This window comes from Nonomuraea insulae, assembly GCF_042656245.1.
Window position 1 is genome coordinate 92,469 of record NZ_JBHSPA010000079.1, and the last position, 24,505, is coordinate 116,973.

General features: G+C 70.1%; 21 protein-coding genes and 1 pseudogene. 11 read left to right on the plus strand and 11 right to left on the minus strand.

What is annotated here, in order from left to right:
- Positions 1 to 18: 18 nt before the first annotated feature.
- Entirely contained in the window at positions 19 to 750 is a 732-nt protein-coding gene (locus ACFPZ3_RS51865) for an ABC transporter ATP-binding protein (RefSeq protein ID WP_379521844.1), read from the plus strand.
- Entirely contained in the window at positions 741 to 3,086 is a 2,346-nt protein-coding gene (locus tag ACFPZ3_RS51870) for an ABC transporter permease (RefSeq protein WP_379521845.1), read from the plus strand. The genes ACFPZ3_RS51865 and ACFPZ3_RS51870 overlap by 10 nt, the downstream gene beginning before the upstream one ends.
- Before the next feature lie 26 nt (positions 3,087 to 3,112).
- Here ACFPZ3_RS51870 and ACFPZ3_RS51875 read toward each other — a convergent pair whose 3' ends face one another.
- The 4 genes from ACFPZ3_RS51875 to ACFPZ3_RS51890 are packed head-to-tail and all read right to left on the minus strand — an operon-like array spanning position 3,113 to position 5,936.
- Positions 3,113 to 3,451: an XRE family transcriptional regulator gene (locus tag ACFPZ3_RS51875; protein WP_379521846.1), complete on the minus strand. Its 339-nt coding sequence runs from the start codon at positions 3,449 to 3,451 to the stop codon at positions 3,113 to 3,115.
- Positions 3,448 to 3,825, minus strand: coding sequence for a type II toxin-antitoxin system RelE/ParE family toxin (locus ACFPZ3_RS51880; RefSeq protein WP_379521847.1), 378 nt, complete (start codon positions 3,823 to 3,825; stop codon positions 3,448 to 3,450). Before ACFPZ3_RS51880 ends, ACFPZ3_RS51875 begins: the two co-directional genes overlap by 4 nt.
- A 21-nt stretch (positions 3,826 to 3,846) precedes the next feature.
- On the minus strand, positions 3,847 to 4,977 hold the full coding sequence (locus tag ACFPZ3_RS51885) for a glycosyltransferase (protein WP_379521848.1): 1,131 nt from the start codon (positions 4,975 to 4,977) through the stop codon (positions 3,847 to 3,849).
- The gene (locus ACFPZ3_RS51890) at positions 4,974 to 5,936 is read right to left on the minus strand and encodes a glucosyl-3-phosphoglycerate synthase (protein ID WP_379521849.1); all 963 of its coding nucleotides are present in this window, start codon (positions 5,934 to 5,936) and stop codon (positions 4,974 to 4,976) included. The genes ACFPZ3_RS51885 and ACFPZ3_RS51890 overlap by 4 nt, the downstream gene beginning before the upstream one ends.
- Positions 5,937 to 6,055: 119 nt before the next feature.
- Between ACFPZ3_RS51890 and ACFPZ3_RS51895 the strand changes: the two genes are divergently transcribed.
- Both ACFPZ3_RS51895 and ACFPZ3_RS51900 read left to right on the plus strand, forming a co-directional pair.
- On the plus strand, positions 6,056 to 7,000 hold the full coding sequence (locus ACFPZ3_RS51895; RefSeq protein WP_379521850.1) for a Gfo/Idh/MocA family protein: 945 nt from the start codon (positions 6,056 to 6,058) through the stop codon (positions 6,998 to 7,000).
- The gene (locus ACFPZ3_RS51900) at positions 6,993 to 8,096 is read left to right on the plus strand and encodes a zinc-dependent alcohol dehydrogenase (RefSeq protein WP_379521851.1); all 1,104 of its coding nucleotides are present in this window, start codon (positions 6,993 to 6,995) and stop codon (positions 8,094 to 8,096) included. Before ACFPZ3_RS51895 ends, ACFPZ3_RS51900 begins: the two co-directional genes overlap by 8 nt.
- Positions 8,097 to 8,105: 9 nt before the next feature.
- Here ACFPZ3_RS51900 and ACFPZ3_RS51905 read toward each other — a convergent pair.
- The 3 genes and pseudogenes from ACFPZ3_RS51905 to ACFPZ3_RS51915 form a co-directional block, all read right to left on the minus strand.
- Positions 8,106 to 9,284: pseudogene (locus tag ACFPZ3_RS51905) on the minus strand (MGH1-like glycoside hydrolase domain-containing protein); the annotation flags it as partial.
- A complete protein-coding gene (locus ACFPZ3_RS51910; protein ID WP_379521852.1) occupies positions 9,281 to 10,066 on the minus strand; it encodes a sugar phosphate isomerase/epimerase family protein in 786 nt (261 codons plus the stop codon). The gene ACFPZ3_RS51910 and the pseudogene ACFPZ3_RS51905, both read right to left, overlap by 4 nt.
- 3 nt (positions 10,067 to 10,069) lie before the next feature.
- Positions 10,070 to 11,098 carry a zinc-binding dehydrogenase gene (locus tag ACFPZ3_RS51915; RefSeq protein ID WP_379521853.1) on the minus strand — a complete coding sequence of 343 codons (1,029 nt, stop codon included), beginning with the start codon at positions 11,096 to 11,098 and terminating at the stop codon, positions 10,070 to 10,072.
- A gap of 113 nt (positions 11,099 to 11,211) precedes the next feature.
- Here ACFPZ3_RS51915 and ACFPZ3_RS51920 point away from each other — a divergent pair, with 113 nt between their 5' ends.
- Genes ACFPZ3_RS51920 through ACFPZ3_RS51940 form a run of 5 tightly spaced genes read left to right on the plus strand, consistent with a single transcriptional unit; the run spans position 11,212 to position 16,412 of the window.
- Positions 11,212 to 12,099, plus strand: a complete 888-nt coding sequence (locus ACFPZ3_RS51920; RefSeq protein WP_379521854.1) for a sugar phosphate isomerase/epimerase family protein — start codon at positions 11,212 to 11,214, stop codon at positions 12,097 to 12,099.
- Positions 12,100 to 12,131: 32 nt separating this feature from the next.
- Positions 12,132 to 13,499, plus strand: coding sequence for an ABC transporter substrate-binding protein (locus tag ACFPZ3_RS51925; RefSeq protein WP_379521855.1), 1,368 nt, complete (start codon positions 12,132 to 12,134; stop codon positions 13,497 to 13,499).
- Positions 13,496 to 14,440, plus strand: a complete 945-nt coding sequence (locus ACFPZ3_RS51930) for a carbohydrate ABC transporter permease (protein WP_379521856.1) — start codon at positions 13,496 to 13,498, stop codon at positions 14,438 to 14,440. Before ACFPZ3_RS51925 ends, ACFPZ3_RS51930 begins: the two co-directional genes overlap by 4 nt.
- A complete protein-coding gene (locus ACFPZ3_RS51935; RefSeq protein WP_379521857.1) occupies positions 14,427 to 15,272 on the plus strand; it encodes a carbohydrate ABC transporter permease in 846 nt (281 codons plus the stop codon). Before ACFPZ3_RS51930 ends, ACFPZ3_RS51935 begins: the two co-directional genes overlap by 14 nt.
- A 3-nt stretch (positions 15,273 to 15,275) precedes the next feature.
- A complete protein-coding gene (locus ACFPZ3_RS51940; RefSeq protein WP_379521858.1) occupies positions 15,276 to 16,412 on the plus strand; it encodes an ROK family transcriptional regulator in 1,137 nt (378 codons plus the stop codon).
- Between the two features lie 39 nt (positions 16,413 to 16,451).
- Here ACFPZ3_RS51940 and ACFPZ3_RS51945 read toward each other — a convergent pair whose 3' ends face one another.
- Positions 16,452 to 17,213 (minus strand): helical backbone metal receptor, encoded by a 762-nt coding sequence (locus ACFPZ3_RS51945; RefSeq protein ID WP_379521888.1) that lies wholly within the window; start codon positions 17,211 to 17,213, stop codon positions 16,452 to 16,454.
- 97 nt (positions 17,214 to 17,310) lie between these two features.
- On the opposite strand from ACFPZ3_RS51945, the gene ACFPZ3_RS51950 reads away from it, so the two are divergent.
- Entirely contained in the window at positions 17,311 to 18,132 is an 822-nt protein-coding gene (locus tag ACFPZ3_RS51950) for an SAM-dependent methyltransferase (protein ID WP_379521859.1), read from the plus strand.
- A gap of 36 nt (positions 18,133 to 18,168) precedes the next feature.
- Positions 18,169 to 19,074, plus strand: coding sequence for a TIGR03619 family F420-dependent LLM class oxidoreductase (locus ACFPZ3_RS51955; RefSeq protein WP_379521860.1), 906 nt, complete (start codon positions 18,169 to 18,171; stop codon positions 19,072 to 19,074).
- Between the two features lie 108 nt (positions 19,075 to 19,182).
- Here ACFPZ3_RS51955 and tpx read toward each other — a convergent pair whose 3' ends face one another.
- The 3 genes from tpx to ACFPZ3_RS51970 form a co-directional block, all read right to left on the minus strand.
- Entirely contained in the window at positions 19,183 to 19,683 is a 501-nt protein-coding gene (gene tpx / locus ACFPZ3_RS51960; protein ID WP_379521861.1) for a thiol peroxidase, read from the minus strand.
- A gap of 167 nt (positions 19,684 to 19,850) precedes the next feature.
- Positions 19,851 to 20,825, minus strand: a complete 975-nt coding sequence (locus ACFPZ3_RS51965) for a helix-turn-helix domain-containing protein (RefSeq protein WP_379521862.1) — start codon at positions 20,823 to 20,825, stop codon at positions 19,851 to 19,853.
- A gap of 102 nt (positions 20,826 to 20,927) precedes the next feature.
- Positions 20,928 to 24,485: a S8 family serine peptidase gene (locus tag ACFPZ3_RS51970; RefSeq protein WP_379521863.1), complete on the minus strand. Its 3,558-nt coding sequence runs from the start codon at positions 24,483 to 24,485 to the stop codon at positions 20,928 to 20,930.
- Between the last annotated feature and the right edge of the window lie 20 nt (positions 24,486 to 24,505).

The window sequence follows — 24,505 nt, forward strand, 5'->3', positions numbered from 1 at the left end:
GTCGGCACGCTGGGAGACATGACAGAGGCAGTGCGGTTGGACGCGGTGAGCAAGGTGTACGGGAAGGGCCAGAGCGCGGTGGCGGCCCTGCGCGAGGTGTCGGTGGGGATCCCGCGCGGCTCCTTCACCGCCGTGATGGGCCCGTCGGGGTCGGGCAAGAGCACGTTCCTGCACTGCGCGGCGGGGCTGGACGTGCCGTCGTCCGGGTCCGTGCGCCTCGGCGGCACGGAGCTGGCCGGGATGGGCGAGACGGAGCTCACCGAGTTGCGCAGGCAGCGCGTCGGCTTCGTGTTCCAGGCGTTCAACCTGGTCTCCGCGCTGAACGTGGTCGAGAACGTCACGCTCCCCCTCCGCCTGTCCGGCGCCCGCGTGCAGCGGGACCGGCTGACGGAGATCCTGCGCCGGGTGGGTCTCGAAGGGCGTGCCGGGCACCGTCCCGCGCAGCTCTCCGGCGGTCAGCAGCAGCGGGTGGCCATCGCCAGGGCGCTGATCACCGATCCCGAGGTGGTCTTCGGCGACGAGCCGACCGGGGCGCTGGACACGATGACGGCCAGGGACGTGCTGCGGCTGCTGCGGGAGGTGGTGGACGGCATGGGCCAGACCGTGGTGATGGTGACGCACGACCCGCTGGCGGCCTCCTACGCCGACACCGTGTTGTTCCTGGCCGACGGCCGGATCGTGGACGAGATGACCGGCCCGACGCCGGAGAAGGTCGCCGAGCGGATGACCAGGCTGGGGGCGTGGAAGTGATCGGGTTCGCCTGGAAGACGTTGCGGCGCCGCAAGAGCGCGTTCGCGGGGGCGTTCGTGGCGTTGCTGTGCGCCGCCGCGCTGGTGTGCGCGTGCCTGATGTTGCTGGAGACCGGCCTGCGCGGCACGGTCGCCCCCGAACGGTACGCGGGCGCGCCCGCCGTCGTGGCCGCCGACCAGTACGTCCGCGAGACCGTCGACAAGGGCGACGGCGAGACCAAGACCAAGGCCAAGCCGCTGTCCGAACGCGCCTGGCTGCCCGAGTCCGTCGTCGAGACGCTCCGGCGTACGGGCGTGCAGGTCGTGCCGGAGGTGACGTTCCCGTTCGGCTCCTTCACCGGGCACGGCTGGGAGTCGGCCGCGCTCACCCCCTTCACGATCGCCGCCGGTCGTGAGCCCGGGGCCGGCGACGAGATCGTGGTGGACGCCCGCGCCGGGCTGCGGGTCGGGGCGCGGCTGCGCGGCTACCGGGTCGTCGGCGTCACCGCTCAGGCCTTGCCCAGCCAGGACACTGTGTTCTTCAGCACCGCGCAGGCCCGCCGCCTGGCCGGCCACCCCGGCCTGGTCAGCGCCGCCGGCGTCTTCCCCGCCCTGTCCGAGGCGCCAAAGGGCGCCGTGGTGTACACCGGCGAGGAGCGCGGCACGCTTGAGTTCCTGGACGCGGAGCAGGCGCGGGTCAAGCTGATCAGCATGGGCGGCGCGCTGGCCGGCACCTCACTGCTGGTCGCGATCCTCGTCGTGGTGGGCACGTTCGCGCTGTCGATCCAGCAGCGCCAGCGTGAGCTCGCCCTGCTGCGGGCCGTGGCCGCCACGCCCAAGCAGGTACGCGGGCTCGTCGGCGGCGAGGCCCTGCTGGTCGGCGTCCTGGCCGGGCTGCCCGGCGCGGCGGCGGGCATCGGGCTCGGCCTCTGGTTGCACGCCACGTTCGTCGCCCTGGGCGCGACCCCGGCGAACCTGGCCCTGGTCGTGAGCCCGTTCCCGCCCCTGGTCGCGCTGCTGGCCACCGTGGGCGCCGCCTGGGTCGCGGCCCGCGTCTCCGCCCGCCGGCTCACCCGTATCCGGCCCGTGGAGGCGCTCGGTGAGGCCGCGCTCGACAGCGGGCGGCTGCCCTGGTGGCGGCTGGTGGCCGGGCCGGTGCTCCTGGCCGGCGGCGCGGTGCTCACGCTGGTCCTGTCGGGGCTGGACACCGAGGCCGCCGCGACGCCGGTGACCATGCTGACCGCGCTGGTCTGGACGATCGCCGCGTCCGTGCTCGGGCCGCTGGTGGCCAGGGTGGCGCGGCTGGTGCCGCTGCCCGGGACGAGCGGCTTCCTGGCCGCCAGGAACCTGCGCGCCACGCCCAAGGCGCTGGCCTCGGTGTTGTCGCCGCTGACGCTGATGGTGGCGATGACGTGCACGATCCTGTTCACCCAGACCACGATGGGCCACGCCGCCCAGAACCAGGCCGCCGCCGGCACCCGCGCCGCGTTCGTGCTGCCCGGCGCCCCTGCCGACCAGGTCCGGCGGGTGCCCGGCGTCGAGGCCGTCACGCCTGTCCTGCGCACCTCGATCCGGGTCGGCCTGGACAAGTACGCCGCCCAGGCCATCACCTACGACCCCCGCACGATCGACCTGGACGTCGTAGGCGGCTCGATGGACGGGTTCGGCCGGGGCTCGGTCGCGCTCAGCCGTACCGCCGCCGGCCACCTCGGTCTCGGGTCCGGCGACCCGGTGCGCCTCACGCTCGGTGACGGCACCCCCGTCGCGCTGAAGGTGGCCGCCGTCTACTCGCGCGGCCTCGGGTTCGGTGACGTGACGCTGCCGTACGAGCTGGTCACCGGCCACGTGGACGACCCGGCGGGCACCCTGCTCGTCTCGGCCCCCACCCTCACCAGGGACGCCCTCGCCAAGGCGCTCCCCGGCACTCCGGTGCTCGACCGCGCCCAGGCCGCCGAGGTCGGTGCGGCCAACCCGCAGGTCACGTTCGTGGCGCTCGGGCTGATCATCGCCTTCACCGCCATCGCCGTGGTCAACACGCTGGCCATGGCCACGTCGGGCCGCTCCAGGGAACTGGCGGTGCTGCGGCTCGCTGGCACCACGCGGCGTCAGGTCCTGCGCATGCTCCGCCTGGAAACCCTCTGCGCCGTCCTGGCCGCCGCCGTCATCGGCTCGGGGGCCGCATTGGTGACGCTGGCGGCGTTCGGAGCGGGAATGACCGGGTCCGCCACGCCGTACGTACCGCCGATGACATACGCCCTGGTCCTCGTGGCCGCGACCGCCCTGGCCCTCCTCTCCACGAGCCTCCCCGCCCGCCTAGCCCTCAGAACCCGCCCGGCGGAGGCGGTATCAGCCTCCTGACGCTCTGAGATCGCGGGTGCGCGATCTCAGGCGATCTTGTATTCGGTGTCACCGAAGTCGGCGACCACCCGCAACTGCCCGCCCAGCGCTTCCACGTACGCGCGCAGCGTGGAAACCTCCACCCGATCCAGGTCTCCGTGCTCGATCGCCGACACGCGCGGACCGGATACGCCCATCACATCTGCCACATCCCGCTGCGTGAGCTCCTGTTCTCGACGCACCTCAGCCAGCTTGTGCGCGCGAATCTCAGCCGTGAGCCTTGCCATCGCAGTGTCCTTCTCGGCGGACGAGCGCACAGAGAGCCCTGCGGCCTTGCGCCGCTCGTGCGCCTGCCGCTTCACCTCGTCCCAGCTCGCCGCGCTCATTCGTACTCCCTCGTGGTCATCTCCGCCAAGTGCTGTGCGTATCGCTTTTCAGCGATCACGATATTGCCGTCGTACCATCGATCCCAATTGCCCGATTTGTCACCCGCCACGAGAAGGACCGCTCGCCGGATCGGATCGAAAGCGAAGATGATCCGGATCTCGCTGCTTCCGCATGACCCGGGGCGAAGCTCCTTGAAATTGTGGTGATCCGCCCCCTTCAGCCGATCCACAAGGGGTCTGCCCAACGTCGGGCCGACTTGCGCCAACATGTCAATGGCGTCCTCAACTCGCTCAGCGGTGTCCCAGTCTTCATCGCACAGGCGATCGAACCACTCGCGGACCTCAGCTACCAGCACGACTTCCCAACCGGCCACTGCTCCAATTTAACCCCTGTGTTAAGTCCGCGCCAAGTGGCCGCGCGCGACCTGCTCGTACAGTTCCAGGTATCGCTCCGCCATCACCGACGGTGAGAAGCGGCGGCGGGCCTCGCGGCGGCATTCCTCCGGGTCCAGTTCGTCCACCCGCAGCACCCACTCCGCCAGTTCCTCCTCCCCGTCGGCCAGGAAGCCCGTGCGGCCGTGGTCGATGATCTCCGGGAGGCAGCCTCGCCGCAGGCCGACCGGGGGGACCCCGAGGGCCATGGCCTCCACGACGGCCGTGCCGCCCGGCTCGTCCCACTGGATCGGGAAGAGGGCCGCGCGGGCCGTGGCGTACAGCTCGTCCCTGGCCGCGCCGCCCACCGTCCCGGCCCACCGGACCAGGTCCCCGTCGAGGTAGGGGGAGACCTGGTCGAGGTGGTAGCGCACGTCCGGGTGGTTGTGCAGCGGGTGGTCGGGGTCCTGGGCGACGACGTCCAGCTCGGCGGGGGTGTCGCGGCCGCTCACCGGGCCGGCGAGCACGAGCGGAAGGCCGAGTTTCTGGCAGATCCTGGCCGCGACGTGCTGGCCCTTGAGTCCGCAGATCCGGCCCATCACCACCATGTGCTCACCCCGGGAGGGGCGCAGGTCGCGGTCGGCGAGCGGGGTGGCGAGGTGGATGGCGCCGATCGCGGCGGCGCGCAGGGCTCGGGGGGCGCGGGCGAGCTGGGACTCCGAGACGCCGTTGACGGCGATCGACGGCGGGAACGCGTTATAGAAGGCGGGGTGTTTGTGCAGGTCCCAGTGCAGGGTGTGCAGGACTGGCGGCCCCCCGTACGCCGACAGCACCGCGGGTCCGACGACCTCCACGTGGTCGTGCACGAGATCGATGTCGTCGCGCCCGCGCAGCTCGGCCACCACCCGCGACAAGTGGGCGTGCGCGATGCCCATGACCTGGTTGTACGGCTTCTGCAGGTCGGCGAACTGGCCGTCGTCATAGGTGACGATCAGCTCGTCGACTTCCAGCTTGCTGGTGCCGACGGAGGCCAGCACCACGCGCACGCCGCGCTCGCGCAGCGCGGGCACGAGTGTGGCCACCACGTTCTCGATCCCACCGTAGGCGGGGGGCGGCACCGACAGCCACGGCCCCGCGTTCACCAGGACTTTCATGCCACGTCCTCCTCCAGTAGGAGGGAGGCGAGCGGAGGTCGCTCCGCCACGGCCACGTCCACCAGGTCGGCCTGCCCCTCGATCCCGAACTGCAGCAGTGTGTGCGCCGGCCGCTCCGCCGCCAGCACGCGGCCCTGCCGCTCCAGGCGGGACCAGGCGGTGAGCATGATCTGCCCGGCCATCCGGCCGAGCGCGGCCATCGACTGGTGGGTGTGGGTACGGTGCCCCAGATCCACCTGCGCCATCGCGTCCAGCCCGACGAGCTGGAGCAGGTCCACGAGCAGGCCGAACTCCACTCCGTACTCGGTGACGTAGGGCACCTGTTCGAGCACGTCACGCCGGGCGGCGTACTCGCCGCCGAGCGGCTGGGCGAAACCGGCGAGTTCCGGCCAGAACATGTTGAGCAGCGGCCGTGCCACCAGCTCGGTCACGCGCCCGCCGCCACCGCGCTGGGTGACGCCGTCCGCGCCGACGTACGGTCGTTCGTAGGTCGCCTTGACGAAATGGGTGTCGCCGTCCACCAGCAGCGGCCCCACCAGGCCCGACACGTAGTGGGCGCCGAAGCTGCGCAGGTCCGCGTCGATGTAGACGACGATGTCGCCCTTGCACGCGGCCAGCCCCTTCCACAGGGCCTCCCCCTTGCCCGTGAGCGGTTCGAGCTGGGAGAGCACCTCGTCCTGGGCCACCACCCGTGCGCCGGCCTCCCGAGCCCGTGCGGCGGTGGAGTCGGTGGAGTTGGAGTCGACGACGAGGATCTCATCGACGAGCGGTACGCGCTCGACCAGGTCCCGCCGAATGACCGTGACGATATCGCCCACTGTGCTCTCTTCATCGCGAGCGGGCAGAACCACGCTTATCGTGGTATTCCCCTTGGCCATCATTAAGGCATCCACCGGCCACTCGGCTGCCGTGCTCGAGTGCGGGCCGTACCACTCCTGGACTTTGGCCAAGGCTCGCATTTCAGTCTCCACGCATCAGCCCCGATCTCATGAGATCCCGACCTCTGCCCGATCTATAGGCCACTGAACATGTTTGTTTGATTCAGCCCAGAAGTGGCATATGCCGGATTGTGTCCCCAATGACCCGTGTCGGCATCGTGGGTGCCGGAAATGTCGCCGCTCGCCATGCAGACGTCCTGTCCGGCTTCCCCGATGTCACGATCGCTGGAATCGCCGACACAGATCCCCACAGGGCCGAGGCGCTGGCCTCGAAGCATGGCACCCCCGCCTATGGCGGCCATGCGGACCTGCTCAGTGCCGGCGGTTTGGACGCTGTCTACGTCTGTGTGCCTCCTTTCGCGCACGGTAACCCGGAACATGATGTTCTGTCGTGCAATCTCCCGATTTTTGTGGAAAAACCCCTTTCGCTAGATCTCCAAACCGCAGAAAAGATCGCGTCCGAAATTGAACGAAGATCTCTGCCATCCGCGGTCGGTCACCATTGGCGCTATCTCGACATCGTCGAACACGCCCGTGACCTGCTGGCCGACCGTCCGGTACGCCTCGCGCTCGGCCACTGGCTGGACAAGGTCCCCCCGGTCCCCTGGTGGCTGAACCGGCACATGTCCGGCGGCCAGATCGTGGAGCAGGCGGTCCACGTACTGGACCTGGCGCGGCTCCTGGTGGGCGAGGTGGAGATGGTGCACGCGGTGCCCGCCGGAAACGACACCGGCGACGGTGAGGTGGACCGGGCCACGTCCGCCGTCATGCGTTTCACCGACGGGGCGGCCGGGCTGCTGGCCACCTCCTGCCTGCTCACCCGCAAGCACCGGGTGGGCCTGGAGGTGTGCGCGGACGGGATCGCGCTGGAGCTCAGCGAGACCCGGCTGCTCGTGGACGGCGATCGGGTGATCGAGGACGACGGGCAGGCGAAGACGCGGGTGGACAGGGAGTTCATCAACGCTGTGCGGGGCGGGCCGGCCGATGTCCGCGTACCGTATTCCGAGGCGCTGCGGACCCACCGCCTCGCGCTCGCGCTCGCGCGTTCCGCCGCCGAACGGAGACCGGTGATGCTCCATGAGTGACCTGCTCAGCATCGAGGGGCCGGGAGAGGTCTGCCTGGTCGAGGAGAAGCTGCCCGACATCCCCGACGGCGGGTTCATGGTGGCCACCGCCTACAGCGGGGTGTCGGCCGGGACCGAGCTGACCTACGTGAAGGGCACCAATCCCTACCTCGGCTCGACCTGGGACCCGGCGCTGGGCCTGTTCATGGGGGGCGAGCCGTCGGTGTCCTATCCGGTGCGCGGGATCGGCTACATGCAGGTCGGCCTGGTGGTCGAGACGCGTACGAGGGCCGTCGCGGAGGGCGCGCTGGTGGCCATGTGCTACGGGCACCGCACGGCGTACGTGGCGGACCCGATGACCGACAGGTTCGTGGAGTTGCCCGACGACCTCGACGCCATGCTCGGCATCTACGTCGCCCACATGGGCCCGATCTGCGCCAACGGCCTCCTGCACGCCGCACACGACCTGCACGGACCGGCCGTGCGGCACCTGGGCGACGGCGTGCGCGGACGGCGTGTCGCGATCGTCGGCGGCGGCGTGGTCGGGCTGCTGACGGCCTGCTTCGCCCTGTCCTGCGGCGCGGCCGAGGTCGTGGTCGTGGACGAGACCCCGGCCAGACTGGAGATCGCCGCCGCGCTCGGCGCGAACGTGCTGGCCGCAGGCGACGACCCGGCGGTGGACCTGAAGCGCCGCTGGCGCCACGGCCCGGCCGACCGCGGCGCCGACGTCGTCTTCCAGTGCCGCGGCCAGGCCAGGGCGCTGGCGCTCGGGCTGCGGCTGCTGCGCCCCCAGGGCACGCTGGTGGACCTGGCCTTCTACACCCAGGGCGCCCAGGAGGTGCGCCTCGGCGAGGAGTTCCACCACAACGGGCTGACCGTGCGCTGCGCCCAGATCGGCCGAGTGCCGCGCGGCCTGGCGCACGCCTGGGACCGCGAACGGCTCTCCCACGAGACCATCGCCCTGCTCAGGGAGCGGGGAAGAGGGCTACGCGAGCACGTGATCACCGATGTCGTCGGCTTTCCTGACGCCCCACGCCTGCTCATCGACCTCGCGGCCGGACGGCTTCACAGCGTTCAGGCCGTGCTCTGCGACGAGGTCGAGGATGAGGGCGGCTGACCAGCTGAAATCCCGGCAGCCGTGGCCGCGTGCCGTGAGCGGGTTGAAGTATTCGCGAAAGCCCGCCAGGGACACGGCGCGCATCATGGCGTCGGCCAGCGCTCCGGCCAGGTCGGGACGGCGGTCCCTGAGGCCGTGCCAGACGAGCCAGCTCACGTTGATCCAGCTCGGTCCCCGCCAGTAGCGGGCCGGGTCGAATCCGGGCGCGTCCGTGGCGTAGCTGGGCAACACCATGTCCTTGACCCCGAACCGGTCGAGAGCGGTCCTGATCAGCGCGTCGGCGACCTCGGCCGGCAGGCCGGGCAGGATGAGCGGCGTGAGCCCGGCCGCGCTGCTGGAGCGGATCAGCTCACCGGTGCGCGCGTCGCGGGCCTGGAAGAGGCTCCCGTCGAAGAGGTGCCCGACCATGGCGCGGGTCATCGCCTCGGCCTCGCGCTCGTGGGGCTCGGGGTCCAGGCCGCACACGCCCGCGATCTGGGCCAGCGTCGACTCGGCCATCCCGTACGCGGCGTTGAACAGCGGATCCTCGACCTGGAACGCGCCAGGCTCGCGGTAGCCGGACTCGCGGTAGGCCTTGGCCAGCCCGATGTAGAGCTCGTAGTCGCGGTCGGTGGGCCGCTCGTCGGCGCTGACGGTCTCCAGGTCCCTGCGGACGAACCCGGCCGCGCCCGTCTTCACCTCCCGCAGCGGCACGTCCCAGGCCGGGCTGTTGTCCATGCCCGACTCCCAGGGGTGCACGATCGAGATCAGCCCCTCGGGGGATCGCCTCTCCCTGCGCAGGAACTCCTGCTGCGCCACCAGCCGCGGGTAGATCCGGCGCAGGAAGGCGGGATCGGGTTCGGACAGGTGCGTCTTCCACGCGGCCAGCGCGTGGACCGGGGGCTGGATGATGCCGGAGGTCTGGACGCCGGACGGGGCCCGCGTCCGCCAGAAGCCGGGCCCGGGGAAGTAGGCGCCTTCCGGCACCTCCGGGTTGAACACGATGTGCGGCACCCGGCCGTCGCCCCACTGGGCGCCGAACAGGGTCAGCAACTCCGACCTGGCCCTCCGCGGCGACCAGCGGGCGTTGCCGATCGCGACGAAGGCGGAGTCCCAGCTCCACTGATGGGGGTAGAGGCGACGGGAGGGAACCGTGTACGAGCCGTCCCAGTTGTTCACCAGGACGCGCACGGCGTCGCGAAGGATCATAGATATTTCCTGACAAAGGCTGCGGTCTGGGGGAGGACGATCTCGGCCTCGCCGCGCAGGCGGCACTCGAGGGCGAGGTAGCCGTCGAAGCCGACGGCGTCGAGCGTGGCCAGCTGGGCGCCCCAGTCGAGGTGGCCGGTGCCCGGCTGGTTCCTGTTGGACTCGCTGATCTGCATGTGCGCGATGTAGGGGGCCGCGTCGATCAGCGCGCGGCAGGGGTCGTCCTCCTCGATGTTCATGTGGTAGGTGTCGCCGACGATCCTGATGGAGTCCATCGCGCAGTACGAGACGGCCTCGGCCAGGGTGTTGACCATGTGGTTCTCGTAGCGGTTGAGCGGCTCCAGCATGATCAGCACGCCGTTGCGGTGCGCGTGCTCGCCGAGGATGCCCAGCGCCTCGGCGAGCACCTCGCGGTCCTCCTCAGGGCTGCGCGGCGGCTCGAACGGGGGCAGCCGCCGGGAGAACTGGCCCCAGGAGGCGGGGGTCATGACGCCGATGCCGCCCAGCTCGGCGATCACCGTGAGCTGCGACCTGAGCTGCTGGATGGCGTCCTTGCGCTTGGCCGGGTCGAAGTCGCCGATGAAGTGCGGCATGTCCACGCATACCGTCGGCATCACCACGCCGTCGGCGAGCGCCCGCTTGAGCTCCGTGAGCCGCCCCGCGAAGTGGAAATCGCCTTTGCCGCGCAGCTCGATGGCGTCGAACCCGGCATCGAGCGCGAACGCGTACTTCTCCTGCAGTGTGCGACCGGGCAGAAGCTGCTCCTGTACAGCGAGCTTCACTGTTCACTCCTTGAATTCGAAGACGAGCTGAAGCACCTCGGACTGGTGCTTGTCGAGCAGGTCGAAGGCGTCGGCGGCCCGGTCGACGGGCATGACGTGGCTGATGAGCTCGCCCGCGTCGACCTCTCCGCGGTGCACGAGCTCCATGAACGTGCGCTGCATCCGCTCGACGTCCCACCGGTGGGCCAGCCACGAGGCGACGCCGCCGATCTGGGAGGAGACGAGCTGGACCTGGTTGTGGTGGAACTCCTCGCCGAGTCGCAGCCCGATGCCGTCGCCCTGGTAGAACCCGGCCGCCACGACCCGGCCGCCCTTGCGTACGGTCCTGATGGCCTCGTGCAGGCCGGCGTGGCTGCCGCTCAGCTCGATGACGCTGTCGGCGCCCTCGATGCGCTTGCGCATGAACTCGGCCACGGAGCCGGAGGCCACGTCGAACGCCTCGGTGGCGCCGAACCTCCTGGCCAGCGCCAGCCGGTCGGCGAGGGCGTCGGCGGCGACCACGCGGGCGCCGCTGAGCACGGCCAGCCGGGTGGCGAGCAGCCCGATGACGCCCTGGCCGAAGACGGCGACCTGGTCGCCGAGGTGCACGTCGGCCGCGTGCACGGCGTTGAGGGCGATGGCGCCCACGCGTGCGAAGACGCCGGTCAGCGGATCGGCGCCGGGCGGCAGGACGTGGCCCTCGAGTTTCTCCGCCGGGACGACGGCCTCGGCGCGGTGGCCCCAGATGCCCCACACCAGGCTGCCGACGGGCGGGTCGGCCACATCGGGCGCGGCCTCCACCACCTCGCCCACTTCCTGGTAGCCCCATCCGGCCAGCGGATAGGCGTGCGTCTGGCCCTCGACGAAGAGCCGGCGCTCGGTGTCCCATTTGCGACTGAGATATGGATTGGTCCCGCGATAGGCGGTGAGTTCTGTGCCCGCTGAGACTCCTGAGTAGAGAGTGCGTACCCGCACTGAGCCCGCCACGAGATCGGCGGGCGACTCCAGGCTGACGCGGACTTTGCCTGGCTCTTCGAAGGTGATGACGCGCATTCCCCACACTTACGCTTTTTGATCAAACAAAAGTCAAAGATTTAGTGCTTGTTTGCACACGATAGTTGCGCTCGTAACACTCTTAAGTCTACGACTTCCGTCGGAGGTGACTGATGAAATTGGGGTTTCTGACAGCGTGTCTTCCGGAAAGCGACCTTACCGACATTGCGCGATGGGCGGCGAGCCAGGGGTTCGAGGCCCTCGAAGTCGCGGGCTGGCCATCTTCGGATGACCGAAATCACATCAGAGTAGATCGTTTCGATGACGCCGAACACGATCGAATCGCACGAATCTTCGCGGAGAGCGGACTGACGCTTTCCTCGATCGCGTACTACGAGAACAATCTTCACCCTCAAGAAGGGGCAGAGGTGAACGCGCACGTGCGGCGGTGCATCGACGCCGCCGCCGCGCTCGGCTGCCCCACGGTCGGCACGTTCGTGGGGCGCCACCCCGGTCTGCCGGTCCTCGACAACCTCAAGCGGGCCACCGACGTGTTCGGGCCGCTCGTCGAGTACGCCAGGCAGCGCGGCGTCGAGATCGTCATCGAGAACTGCGTGATGAAGAGCTGGCATCCAGATGGATATCCGGGCAATCTCGCCTACTCCCCCGAGTTGTGGGAGTGGATGTTCACGCTCGGGCTCAAGCTCAACTGGGATCCTTCCCACCTGGTGGCGCTCGGGATCGACCCGATGACGGCGCTGACCCCGTACATCCGGCATATCGCGCATGTCCAGGCCAAGGACACGCAGATCCTGCCGGGCGAGATCGACCGGTACGGCCACTACGGCCCGATCAGCGGGGAGAAGGGCTGGTACCGCTTCCGCGTGCCCGGCCTCGGGCAGGTGGACTGGACGCGGGTGATCGACGCGCTCTACGAGGGCGGCTACGACGGGGTGGTCTCCGTCGAGCATGAGGATCCCGTGTGGAGCGGTAGCACGGAGAGGGTACAGACCGGTCTCGGTATCGCCTACCGCACGTTGCGCCATCTCATGCCGGGGTAAGGGCGGCGTATCCCCACGCAGAGGAGCGTGCTATGCCGACGAAGGTAACCGCCGTCCTCTCCGTCGCACTGCTGGCCGCCGTCTCACTGGCGGCCTGCGGTGACGACGGTGGCCAGCAGTCGTCCAACGAGATCACGGTCTGGACCGAGGAGAACCTCGAGGACCGGATGGCCGTGCAGAACGCGATCGTCGCCGAGTTCACCCAGAAGACCGGGATCAAGGTGAAGCTGGTCGGCGTGGCCGAGGACCAGTTCAGCCAGACCGTCACCGCGGCGGCCGCGGCGGACGACCTGCCCGACGTGATCGGCGCGCTCCCGCTGGCCTCCATCCGCGAACTGGAGGCCAACGACCTGCTCGACACCGAGACGCCGGGCAAGATCGTCGATCAGCTCGGCCGGGGCACGTTCTCGGCGCGGGCGCTGGAACTCGACACCGCCGGCGGGAAGTTGCTGGCGGTGCCCAGTGACGGGTGGGCGCAGCTCATCCTGTATCGCAAGGACCTGTTCGACAAGGCCGGGCTGCGGCCGCCGGACACCTACGAGGCGCTGGAGGCGGCGGCCGCGAAGCTCAGCACGGGTGGGGTGGCGGGCATCACGCTCGCGATCGCGCCGAAGGACTCCTTCACCGCGCAGAGCTTCGAGCATGTGGCGCTGGCGAACGGGTGCCAGCTAGTCGACAATTCCGGAAATGTCGCCCTTGACTCGCCGCAGTGCGTGAAAGCGTTCGAGTTCTACGCGAAGCTCGCGAAGGACTACTCCGTCAAGGGCAAGCAGGACGTCGACTCCACCCGGGCCACGTACTTCTCGGGGAAGGCGGCCATGATGATCTGGTCGTCGTTCATCCTCGACGAGATGGCGGGGCTGCGTAAGGACGCGCTGCCGAGTTGCGCCCAGTGCCGCGCCGACCCGGAGTGGCTGGCCGAGAACACCGGCGTGGTCACGGCGCTGAAGGGCCCCGACGGGAGCGCTCCCGCACAGTACGGGGAGATCGTCTCCTGGGCGGTCACCCGTGACGCCGCCACGGATCCGGCCGCCAAGTTCGTCTCGTACATGATGAACGAGGGCTACGAGCGCTGGATCGGGATGGCGCCGGAGGGCAAGTTCCCGGCCCGCAAGGGCTTCGAGGACAAGTGGAACAAGCTGCCCGCCGGGGTGGACACCAAGAAGCCGCTGGCCGAGGTCTACCCGGCCGACGTGCTCGAAGCCCTGCGCAAGAGCCCCGACACCTTCGCCCGGTGGGGCATCCCGCAGGGGCAGGGCAAGCTGGTCGGCGCCACGATGGGCGAACTGCCCGTGCCCAAGGCGCTGAGCATGATCGTCGACGGCTCGCTGACCCCGCAGGCCGCCGCCGCGCAGGCCAAGGCCGACGTGGAGTCGATCAAGCGCGGGATCCGAGAGTGACCGCTACGCACGCCAGGCCGCGGCACCGTACGCGGGGGCGGACGCTGCGGGAGCAGGAGGGGCGCGCCGGGCTCGCGCTCATCTCGCCGACGCTGATCATCACGCTGGTCGTCGTGGTGCTGCCGCTGCTGTGGGCGATCATGCTGGCGTTCCAGGACGCGCGGCTGATCAACATCCGGCGGGTGGGCGTCTTCGGGCACTACACGCTGGAGAACTTCTCCTACGTCATGTCCGAGCCGGGCTTCTGGACCTCACTGGTCAACACGCTCGTCTACACCGTCGCGGGGACGGCGTTGTCGATCGTGATCGGGCTGGTGACGGCGCTCGCGCTGCGGGACAGGTTCAAGGGGCGGACGCTGGTCAGGGCCTCGATCCTGATCCCGTACGTGGCCCCGGTGGTGGCCGTGGCGTTCCTGTGGGAGACGATGCTCAACCCGCAGTACGGCATCGTCAACACCTGGCTGAGCGAGCCGATCGCCTTCCTCACCCAGGCCAAGGGCGAGTTCCTGGGCGTCGAGGTGCCGGTGGCGCTGTTCACCGTGATCGCGTTCGAGGCGTGGCGGTATTTCCCGTTCGCGTTCCTGTTCATCCTGGCCAGGCTGCAGGCGCTGCCGGCCGAGCTGGACGAGGCCGCGGTGGTGGACGGCGCCACGCCCACCCAGCGGTTCCGGTATGTGATCATGCCGCAGCTCTGGCGCATCATCGCCCTGCTGTCGGTGCTGCGCTTCGTGTTCACCTTCACCAAGTTCGACGACGTCTACCTGCTGACCGGCGGCGGGGCCGGCACCGAGGTGATCAGCGTGCGGGTCTACAACTTCCTGACCTCGCGCGACGACATCGGGGCCTCGGCGGCGCAGGCGATCGTCCTGGCGGTCTTCCTGGTCGTCTTCCTGGCCATTTACCTGAGGTTCTTCGCGGGAGGTGACCGTGAGCAGAGATAGGTTCGAGCGGGGCCTGCTCAAGGTGCTCAAGCCGCTGGTGATCGCCTTCCTCTTCGTGATCACCGCGTTCCCGTTCCTCTACATGGTGATGTTGTCGGTACGCGACATCCAGGAGCTCATCCTGGAACCGGGCTCGCTCTGGCCGCGCAGCTTCACCTTCGACACCTACGTGAACGTGCTGACCAGGCAGGGCTTCCTGACCTTCCTCAAGAACAGCGCGATCATCGCGGTGGCCTCGGTGGTGGTCACGCTGCTGATCTCGATCCCCGGCGCGTACGCGGTCGCGCGGCTGCGCTTCTTCGGCCGGCGGCAGGTGCACTTCCTGTTCCTGGCCGTCTACCTGTTCCCGGCGATCGTGCTGGCCATCCCGCTGTTCGTGCTCTTCACCATGATCGGGCTGCGGGGCTCTCTCGTCGGATTGATCCTCGTGTATATCGCGCAAACGGTGCCCGTCACGGTATACATGCTGCGCAACTACTTCGAGACCGTGCCGCAAAGCGTGGAGGAAGCGGCCGCGATCGACGGATGCACGAGGTTGTCGACCATCTGGCGCGTGGTGCTGCCGTTGTCCAAGCCCGCGCTGATGGCCACCGGCCTCTACGCGTTCATGATCGCATGGAACGAGTTCCTGTTCGCCCTGCTCTTCCTGGTGGACAGGCGGGAGAACTGGACGGTTTCCCTGGGGCTCTCTCAGCTGGCGGGGAGCATAGAGATCCCGACGACGGTCCTGATGGCAGGGTCGGTGGTGCTCACGCTGCCCATCGTGATCGTGTTCTTCGCCAGCGAACGCCTGCTGACGGAGGGCCTCACCGCAGGAGCGGAGAAGGGATAGACCATGCTGACGGCAGGGCAGATCCTCCAGCTCATCCGCAATGGCTCCTGCCGTACCCGCAAGGAACTGATCGAGTACACCGGCCTTTCCCGCTCGACCATCACCGACCGGGTGGACCGGCTCATCGAGGCCGGCTACATCCACGAATCAGGCGTCGGCGCCTCCGGGGGCGGGCGACCGCCCTCGGTGCTCGACGTGGACGCCACCCGGCGCCTCATGCTGGTGGCCGACCTGGGCGCCACCCACGCCAGGGTGGCGCTCACCGACCTGGCCGCCCGGCCGATGGCCGAGGAACGCACCGAGATGCGCATCGAACTCGGGCCTGACGCCGTGTTGTCGTGGGTGCGGGAGGCGTTCCAGCGCCTGCTGGACCGGGCGGGCCGGCCGGCCTCTGAGGTGTGCGGGATCGGCCTCGACCTGCCCGGCTCGGTGGACCACACCACCGGGCGGGTGATCAGGTCGTTCCTCATGCCCGGGTGGGACGACCATCCGGTGGGTGAGGCGATCGGCTCGACGTACGACGTGCCGATCCTGGTGGAGAACGACGCCAACGCGATGGCTCTGGGCGAATGGTGGTCGTTCTGGCGCGACACCGACTCGCTGATCCTCATCAAGGTGTCCACCGGGATCGGGACCGGCATCGTCCTCGGCGGCCAGATCTACCACGGCGTCGAGGAGGCCGCGGGAAACATCGGGCACGTCCGCCTGACCGAGACCGACGACCGCGTCTGCACGTGCGGCTCGCGCGGCTGCGTCGCCTCCCTGGCCAGCGGTCACGCCCTGGCCACCGACCTGGGCCAGTCCTCCAGCCGCGACGTGGTACGGCTCGTGCAGGCGGGCGACCCCGAGGCCATCGCCCGCGTCCAGGAGGCCGGGCGCACCCTGGGCGTCGTGCTGGCCACGGCGGTCAGCCTGCTCAACCCCGGGGTGCTGGTGCTGGCCGGGGACATGGCGCAGACCAGGGAGCACTATCTGACCGGGATCAGGGAGATCGTCTATCGGCGGAGCCTGCCGTACACGACCAGGAACCTCGAGATCGTCACCAGTTCGCTGGGCGATCGGGCGGGGATCACGGGGATGGCGGTGATCGTCATGGAGCACGTGCTCTCCCCCGCCTCCGTGGACGCCGCCGTCGGCTGACCTCCCTCAGCCGAGGGCGCCGCCGTCGGCTGACCTCCCTCAGCCGAGGGCGCCGCGCAGGAGGGCCGGCGCCTGGACGAGCGAGGGGCCGTACCACGTGAGCAGCCTCCCGCTGACCGGCACGCAGGTGAACCCTTTGAACGACTCCGGGCCGTCCGTCTCGCTGAACGCGTACGGCTCGTCGGGCAGCACCACGAGGTCGGGCCGGCGTTGCGTGAGCTCGGCGAGCGGGATCCTGGGGTAGCGCTCCGAGTGGTCCGCGTACAGGTTGTCCACGCCGAGACGCCTGAGCACGTCCCCCGTGAACGTGTCGCGGCCCACCACCATCCACGGTCGCCGCCAGATCGGCACGATCGCCGTCCGCCTCGGGCCCTCGAACGGCGCCCGCCACGCCTGCCTGGCCGCCTCCAGCCAACCGGGCGGCTCCGTACGGCACGCGACCGCGAACATCCGCTCCAGCGACGCGAACGCCTCCACCACCGTCTCGATCTTCGTCACCCAGACCGGGACACCCGACTCGCGCAGCGCATGGAGGTCTTCCCGCCGGTTCTCCTCCGCGTTGGCCAGCACCACATCGGGTGCCAGCCGCCTGATCACGTCGAGGTCGGGGTTCTTGGTGCCCCTGACCCTGGTCACGTCGAGGCCGGCCGGGTGCGAGCACCAGTCGGTCGCCCCGACCAGCGCCTCCGGCACGGTCGCCGCCACCGACTCGGTCAGCGACGGCACCAACGACACGACCCGCCGCACAGTCCCGGGGATCCGCACCCGCACGCCGGCGTCGTCCACATCAGCACCCACGATCTCCACCCATCCCACCGTGCCACATCCGTCGGGGTGGAGCGAGCAGTGATCATTTGTCGGTCGGTGCCCTTAGAATCCAGGCAATGATCATTTACTCGTGATCGGGGGACGACGGTTGGAGCGGGAGTCACTCGGCTTCGATCCCAATACGCCCAACGTGGCCAGGCTCTACAACTACTACCTCGGCGGCAAGGACCACTTCCCCGCCGATCGCGTGGCGGCGGAGCGGATCCTCAAGGTGGCGCCCGAGTTACGCGCGGCGGCGCGGGCGAACCGGGCGTTCCTGGGCCGGGCGGTGCGCCACCTCGCCGAGGCCGGCATCACGCAGTTCCTCGACATCGGCACCGGCCTGCCCGCCCAGGGCAACGTGCACGAGGTGGCCGGGAAGCTCGTCCCCGACGCCAGTGTGGTCTACGTCGACCGGGATCCCGTGGTGCTGGTGCACGCCCGGGCGTTGCCGGCCGGGCAGGGCGGCACGACCGTGGTCGACGGCGACCTGCGCGAACCCGACGCCATCCTGAAGGACCCCGACGTGTCACGGGCGATCGACTTCGACCGGCCGGTGGGTGTGCTGCTGGTGGCGGTCATGCACTTCGTCGCCGAGGCCGAGCGTCCCGACGAGATCATGGCGAGCCTGCGCGACGCCCTGGCCCCCGGCAGCTACCTGGCCATGTCCCACGGCACCGGCGACGCCCGGGCCGCGGCCGTCGATCGAGCCACCGAGGTCTACCGGAGCGCCGGCTCTCCCCTCATCTTGCGCGGCCGTGAAAGGATCATGGAGCTGTTCCAGGGGTTCGAGCTGGTGGACCCCGGCCTGGTCTGGCTGCCCGAGTGGCATCCCGAGCAGGCCGACCTCATCGACTTCCGCGACGGCCCCGAGTCCTCGCTCATCCTGTGCGGCGTGGGCAGGAAGGACTGAAGGGGCGTGCCGTACCTCGAACGGGAGGGCTGAAGGGTGAAGATCGGTCTGGCCGTACCGCAGTACGGCAGGTTCGCAGGGCTGTCCAGTGTGCTCCGGGTGGCGGCGGAGGCCGAGTCGATGGGCTTTCACAGCCTGTGGGCCGGTGACCGGCTGCTGACGCCGTTGCGGCCGAAGGATCGTTATCCGGGCGGTGACGGGAGCATTCCGGAGGCGCATCGGGTGTTCCTCGACCCGTTCGCGGTGTTGTCGGTGGCCGCGTCGGCGACCTCGACCGCACGGCTGGGCACGAGCGCGCTCAATGCCTGCTGGTATCCGCCGGTGGTCCTGGCCCGCTCGCTCGCCACGATCGACCACCTCAGCGGCGGGCGGCTGGAGGTGGGTCTCGGGCTGGGCTGGTCCTCCGACGAGTACGCCGCCGCCGGTGTGCCGTGGAAGGACCGGGCGCGGCGGTACGAAGCCACCCTTGACGCGCTGGAGGCCATCTGGACCAGCGATCCGGTCTCGTTCGAGCACGACCTGTGGACGATCGCGCCCAGCCACATCGAGCCCAAGCCGGTCCGTCGCCCGCCGCTCCTGCTGGGCGGGTTCGCCGAGGCCGCGCTGCGCCGCGTCGGGCGCAGGGCCGACGGTTGGTTGCCGGCCACGCTGCCGATCCCCGCGCTCACGTCCATGTGGCGGACCGTGTGCCGCAGCGCGGAGGAGGCCGATCGCGATCCCGGGGCGTTGCGCATGATCCTGCGCGCCAACCCGATCGTCACCGACCGGGGCACTCCGCCGAGAAGCGGCACGGTCGCCGAGATCTGCGCCTACCTGGCCACCGCGGCGGAGGCCGGGGTCCACGAGGTCATCCTGGACCTCCAGCACACCGCCACGGACGACCGGCACCTGTTGGAGCTGGCCGAAGCGTTCAAGGACGACCTGACCGCACGACTCACCTGACCGCGCGACTCACCTGACCGCGAGGCGGCCCTGAGCGTGCGGCGGGCCTGAGCGTGCGGCGGCCCTGAGCGTGCGGCCTGCTCGATCGGGTTACTTGAGGGCGGCCGGTTACTTGAGGGTGGCCAGGGCGCCGTCGTAGTCGGGCTCCTGCGTGATCTCCGGGACCAGCTCGGAGTAGATCACCTTGTTGTCGCCGTCGAGCACCACGACCGCCCGCGCGGCCAGGCCCGCCAGCGGCCCGGACTCCTGTGCCACGCCGTAGTCGGCGAGGAACTCACGGCCGCGCATGAGCGAGAGCGTGGTCACGTTCTCGAGCCCCTCGGCGCCGCAGAAGCGCTTCTGCGCGAACGGCAGGTCCGCCGAGACGCAGAGCACGGCCACGTCGGGGTGGTCGGCGGCCACCTGGTTGAAGCGGCGCACCGAAGCGGCGCAGACGCCGGTGTCGAGGCTCGGGAAGATGTTGAGCACCTTGGTCTTCTGGCCGAAGTCGTCGAGCGTGCGCTCGGCCAGGTCAGTGCCCACCAGGCGGAACGCGGGGGCGGTGTCGCCGGCCTTCGGGAAGGTGCCGGCCACGGTGATCGGGTTGCCCTTGAAGGTGACGTCGGACATGTGAGCCTCCTGATAACGATGTTCCCCAAGACCGCGATCCTATCGGCGGCACTCATGCGACCCGGTCGCGGCATGCGGGTCCGGGTGTGGCGTCCGGGTCCGGCGTGCGGGTGTGGTGGGGTGTGCGGGATCTCGGGGGGCTGCGCGTGGGGATCTGCCGGTGTGGGTCAGGCCCAGTTGTTGCGGGCGGCGTGCCAGCCGAGCTGGACCCGCGTACGCGCCCCCGCGAGGTCCATGAGCGCCCGCAGCCGCCGCTGGAGCGTACGCAGTGACAGGTCGAGCTGCCCGGCCACGGCCTCGTCGGTCAGTCCGGCCAGCAGGAGCGCGAGGATCTTCCTGTCCAGCTCGCTGATCACCCCCTCCCGCTCCTCCTCCAGCACCCCCAGCGCGTCGGCGCGCAGCGGATAGGACCGCTGCCACACCGCCTCGAACAGCGCCTCGACCCCGGCCAGCAGCCCGCTGCGGTGCAGGAGGACGGCCGCGGGCTCGCCGCCGGGCTCGGTGGCGAGCGGGACCAGGGCGAGTTCGGCGTCGGCCATCATGAGCTTGATGGGCAGCTTGTCGGCCACTCTGACCTGCACGCCCTTGCGGATGGAGTCGATGGTGCCCGCGGCCACGCCGGGCGTGGTGAGGACGTCGCGCTCGATCACCACCTGATACTCGATGCCGCGATCGACCCCCCGGTCCTCGGCGGTGTTGTCGCTGGGCGGCACCGCCACGAAGGGCGCCGTGGAGAAGGAGCGGACGCGTTCGCGGGCGGCCCACTGGATCTGCAGGAAGCGCTGGCGTACCGCCTCCACGCCGGTCACGACCTCGATCAGGTCACCGGCGGCGCGGTCGGTTGCGGCCATTCTGTGCTGTTCTGCCAGTGCCACGATGGCCAGTTCCGCCGTGCGGAGCTCCTCTCTGCGAGCGGTGAGCAGGCCGCCGAGGGCGACGGAGGGCGGGGCGGCGGCGTACCGGACGGGGGTGCCCGTGAGGCGGGAGACGAGGCCGCGGCCGATCAGCGTGGTGAGGTCCTCCTCGACCGAGGCGGGCGTGCGGGAGAGGGCCGTGGCGAGGTCGGCGGTGGCGGCGGGCGTGGCGATCAGGGAGCGGTAGGTGGCCTCCTCGCTCGCCTTGAGACCCAGCGCCTCCAGCACGGTGCCCCTCTCCTCGGTCGAAACGCCGACCAGTATGGGAGAGAAAATGGGGCCAAAGACGACATAGCCGTCTTCGGCCCCGAATCGTACCTGCACTGTTATTTAGCTAACGAGGGCTCGGATGATCTCTTGGCTCACCGTGTTCCCCTTGGTGTCGGAGGCGGTGGCCTTGAGGGAGAGGTTTCCCGCGCGGACGAGCGTGGTCCACCTGCCCTTGCCGTCCGGTACGAGCGGCGCGGGTTTCCACGTCCCGCCGTCGTCGTAGGAGACCGACAGCGTCGCCTTGCCCGCCCTGCTCGGCGCGTCCAGCCACTCCTGCGTGGTCGCCGACAACCCGAGCTTGACCAGCGGCCCGAGCACCTTGACGTCGTAGTCGAGCTGCATCATCGGGATGTCCACCTGCCAGGGCCCGTCCGGATCCACCGGGGCCGACACGAAGCCCCATTCGGTGTGGGTGCGGGTCGAGGTGCGCCACGTGGCGGCGTTCCTGTTCACGTCCAGCGTGACCCGGTACGGCGCCGCCTCCTCGGGCAGCCCGTCCCAGACCGCCAGCGCGCGGCCCGCCGACTTCCTGAGCAGCTTGTCGCCCTGGTAGAGCGCGATGGACATGTTCGCGTACTCGTCGCCGCCCCCGCCGGAGTGCCCCGGCGTGCCGTCGGCCAGCGGCGGGATGTTGAACTGCATGCCGTTGCCCGTGTCGCGGAACGGCCCCCAGTACTCGGTGCTGAGCCGCGGCCTGACCACCGGCGCGAACCACTCGTGCGTGACCCGCTGCCCCGCCCGGTAGGTCTGCGGCTTCTGCCGCATCTCCCAGTCGTCGTCACCGCCGATGAAGTGGTTCTCGTACCAGCGGTAACCCTGCCCGGTGGTGACCCATTCGGTGCGCTCGTCGGGGAAGTACTCGCGTTCCTGGAAGCCGATGGCCGGACCCCAGCCGTCCACGAGGTTGTAGCGGAAGCCGCCACCCTCCTGGCCGCTGGCGGCGCCGCGGTAGACGCCGCGGACCTGGGCGAGGTCGCGGGCACGGTAGGACAGGTCGCGGTCGGGGACGGCGCCCTTGTGCAGGTCCACCAGGTCGTACAGGTAGGAGGCGTAGGTCTTCTGCTCGACCACGGCGAGCTTGCCCGCCAGCCCGGCCGCGGCGTCGCGGGTGATCAGGACGATCGGGATCGGCAGGGCGTCGCCGTAGAACTCGTACAAGCGGCCCGGCTGGTCGTTGACCACGACCAGCAGCTTCGCCCCGGCCGCGATGGCCTGCTGGGCCCGCTCCTGGGCGGGGACCTCGGCGCTGCGGGTGACGATCACGGCCTTGCCCTTGGCGTCCACGCCCTGGTAGTCCTGCGCCGCCCCCTTGCCCGCGCTCACCGTGCGCAGCAGCGAGCGGCCGTCGGTGAGGGTGGCGCCGCCCTGGACGGTGGTGATCAGGTCGCCGTGTCCTGGCACGTCGAGGGTGAGCCGGGGTTCGCCCATCCGCCAGCGGGTCAGGTAGTCGAACGAGCCCTTGGTCACCTTCTCGGTGGGCGAGACGTAGACGCTGTCGTACCAGATGGGCAGCATGTACCCGAGCCTGATCGGGTCCTGCTGACCCGGCACGGTCCTGGCGAAGTCGAGTTGTGTCTGCCGCCGCTCGGCGCGCTTGGGCGTGCTGACACTGACCGGCCTGGCCTCGCTCGCGTCGAGCACGATCTCCTTGGCGCCGTCGAGCACGGTCTCGGGGTCGACCAGCAGCGCCATGCCGCGCGCGTCGGCGCGCTCGCCCTTCACCTCCAGCAGCGAGAACGCCATGTAGGTGTCCGGCGGCAGGCGCAGCGTGCGCTCGCCCTCCACGTCGTAGGGCGCCATGCTGCCGTCGAACCCGGCCAGCACCACGCGTCCGGAGGCCGCCTTGCCGTCGCGGTCGCGCAGCTTCAGCGTCAGGTCGTACAGCTCGCGCTCCTTGACCGCGCCGAACGCCGTGCGCACGGCCGTCTCCCCCGACGTGGCGGTCACCAGGCCGGAGACCGTGGTGCCGGCGGCCAGCTTCGCGGGGTCGATGCTCAGCGTGACCTCGGCGCTGCCGTGGGCGGGCACGGTGACCTTCGGCGCGGACAGCGTTGCCGCGTCGGTGACCGCCAGGTCGAGCAGCACGTCGGCGTCGCCGTCGTTGTGGTAGGCGATCGTCCGGTCCGTCTTGGGGTCGCCGTCGGCGTGCGGCCAGTCGTAGAACGCCGTGGGCACCGAACCCGTCGCGGTGACCGTGGCGTTGACGGCGGCGGCCACGTCGAGCCGCCCGGTCCCCTGCTGGAACGGCGCGTACGGCAGCGCCTTGGCCGAGCTCATCAGCGCGTCCTTGAGCTGCTGCCCGCTCCAGCCGGGATGCCGCTGCACCAGGATGGCCGCCGCGCCCGCGACGTGCGGGGTGGCCATGGAGGTGCCGTTCAGCTTCCAGTACGGCCCCTGCGCCTGGGTGTTGTACGACGAATGCGCCGCGTTGATCCCCACGCCGGGAGCGGAGATGTCCGGCTTGAGCCCGTAGGACTTGTACAGCGGCCCCATGCTGGAGAACTCGGCCCGCTCGTCCGACTTGTCCACCGCGCCCACGGTCAGCGCGGAGGCGGCCGAGCCGGGCGCGCCGATCGTGCCCTCGCCGTAGCTGTTGCCCGCCGCGATCACGAACAGGGCCCCGTGCTGCTTGGACAGGGTGTCCACGGCCTGGGCCATCGGGTCCGAGCCGCCGTCGGGGACGTTGCTGCCCAGGCTCATGCTGACGACCTTGGCCCTGGCCGCCGCCCACTCCATGCCCGCGATGATCCACGAGTCCTGGCCGTACCCGTCGTCGCCGAGCACCTTGCCGACCAGCAGTTGGGCGCCGGGCGCGACGCCCTTGTTGTCGCCGTTCGACGCCGCGCCGGTGCCCGCGACCGTGGAGGCGACGTGGGTGCCGTGGCCGTTGACGTCCTTGACCTCCTCGCCGGGCACGAAGCTGGTGGACTCGGCGATGCGGCCCTTGAGGTCGGGATGCGTGTCGTCCACGCCGGTGTCCAGCACGGCGACCTTGACGCCGGTGCCGTCGAACCCGGCCGCCCACGCCTTCGGCGCGCCGACCTGCGGCACGCTCTCCTTCAGCGCGACCCTGGCCTTGGCGTCCAGCCAGACCTTGGCCGGGCCTGACCTCGCCGTGCCGATCGTGTTCCAGAACGCGCGCGGGTCCGCGCCGACCTGCAGCGCCGCGCCCTTGACGCTGGGCAGCGCGCGTACGACCTGGGCGCCGGTCATCGAGCGCGGCGTCGCGCCCTCGTAGGAGACGATCACCGGCGGGCTGCCCTGATAACCCATCTCGGCCAGGCCGCTGATGTTGAACAGCCGCCGGTCGAGCCGTTCGGCGGCGATCAGCGGCACCGCCTCGTCGGGCAGCACGTAGAGATCGCCGCCCGACTGCTGGAACTGGACGCCGCCCGGGGCGCCCGATGGCCGGTCCACCCTGACGGTGTCCTGGTCGCCGGGTCCGTCCACGTAATGGACCCGGTCGCCGGTGATGAGGGTGATCTCCGTCTCTTGGGACTTCTGCGCGGGTTCCTTGGAGGTGTCCGCGTACGCCGTCGCGGGGACGGCCAGGCCCGTCGCCGCTAACGCGACGGCGAGCACACCGGTCAGCCTGCCGGCGGAGGATGTGAGGGGCATGTCTGGATTGCACCCTTCCG

Bases quoted from the DNA above. Each gene is read 5' to 3' on its own strand.
- tpx (WP_379521861.1), bottom strand. From the start codon at position 19,683: ATGTCCGACGTCACCTTCAAGGGCAACCCGATCACCGTGGCCGGCACC.
- ACFPZ3_RS51920 (WP_379521854.1), top strand. From the start codon at position 11,212: ATGAAATTGGGGTTTCTGACAGCGTGTCTTCCGGAAAGCGACCTTACC.
- ACFPZ3_RS51925 (WP_379521855.1), top strand. From the start codon at position 12,132: ATGCCGACGAAGGTAACCGCCGTCCTCTCCGTCGCACTGCTGGCCGCC.
- ACFPZ3_RS51885 (WP_379521848.1), bottom strand. From the start codon at position 4,977: ATGAAAGTCCTGGTGAACGCGGGGCCGTGGCTGTCGGTGCCGCCCCCC.
- ACFPZ3_RS51875 (WP_379521846.1), bottom strand. From the start codon at position 3,451: ATGAGCGCGGCGAGCTGGGACGAGGTGAAGCGGCAGGCGCACGAGCGG.
- ACFPZ3_RS51900 (WP_379521851.1), top strand. From the start codon at position 6,993: ATGAGTGACCTGCTCAGCATCGAGGGGCCGGGAGAGGTCTGCCTGGTC.
- ACFPZ3_RS51890 (WP_379521849.1), bottom strand. From the start codon at position 5,936: ATGCGAGCCTTGGCCAAAGTCCAGGAGTGGTACGGCCCGCACTCGAGC.
- ACFPZ3_RS51915 (WP_379521853.1), bottom strand. From the start codon at position 11,098: ATGCGCGTCATCACCTTCGAAGAGCCAGGCAAAGTCCGCGTCAGCCTG.
- ACFPZ3_RS51895 (WP_379521850.1), top strand. From the start codon at position 6,056: ATGACCCGTGTCGGCATCGTGGGTGCCGGAAATGTCGCCGCTCGCCAT.
- ACFPZ3_RS51940 (WP_379521858.1), top strand. From the start codon at position 15,276: ATGCTGACGGCAGGGCAGATCCTCCAGCTCATCCGCAATGGCTCCTGC.
- ACFPZ3_RS51970 (WP_379521863.1), bottom strand. From the start codon at position 24,485: ATGCCCCTCACATCCTCCGCCGGCAGGCTGACCGGTGTGCTCGCCGTC.
- ACFPZ3_RS51865 (WP_379521844.1), top strand. From the start codon at position 19: ATGACAGAGGCAGTGCGGTTGGACGCGGTGAGCAAGGTGTACGGGAAG.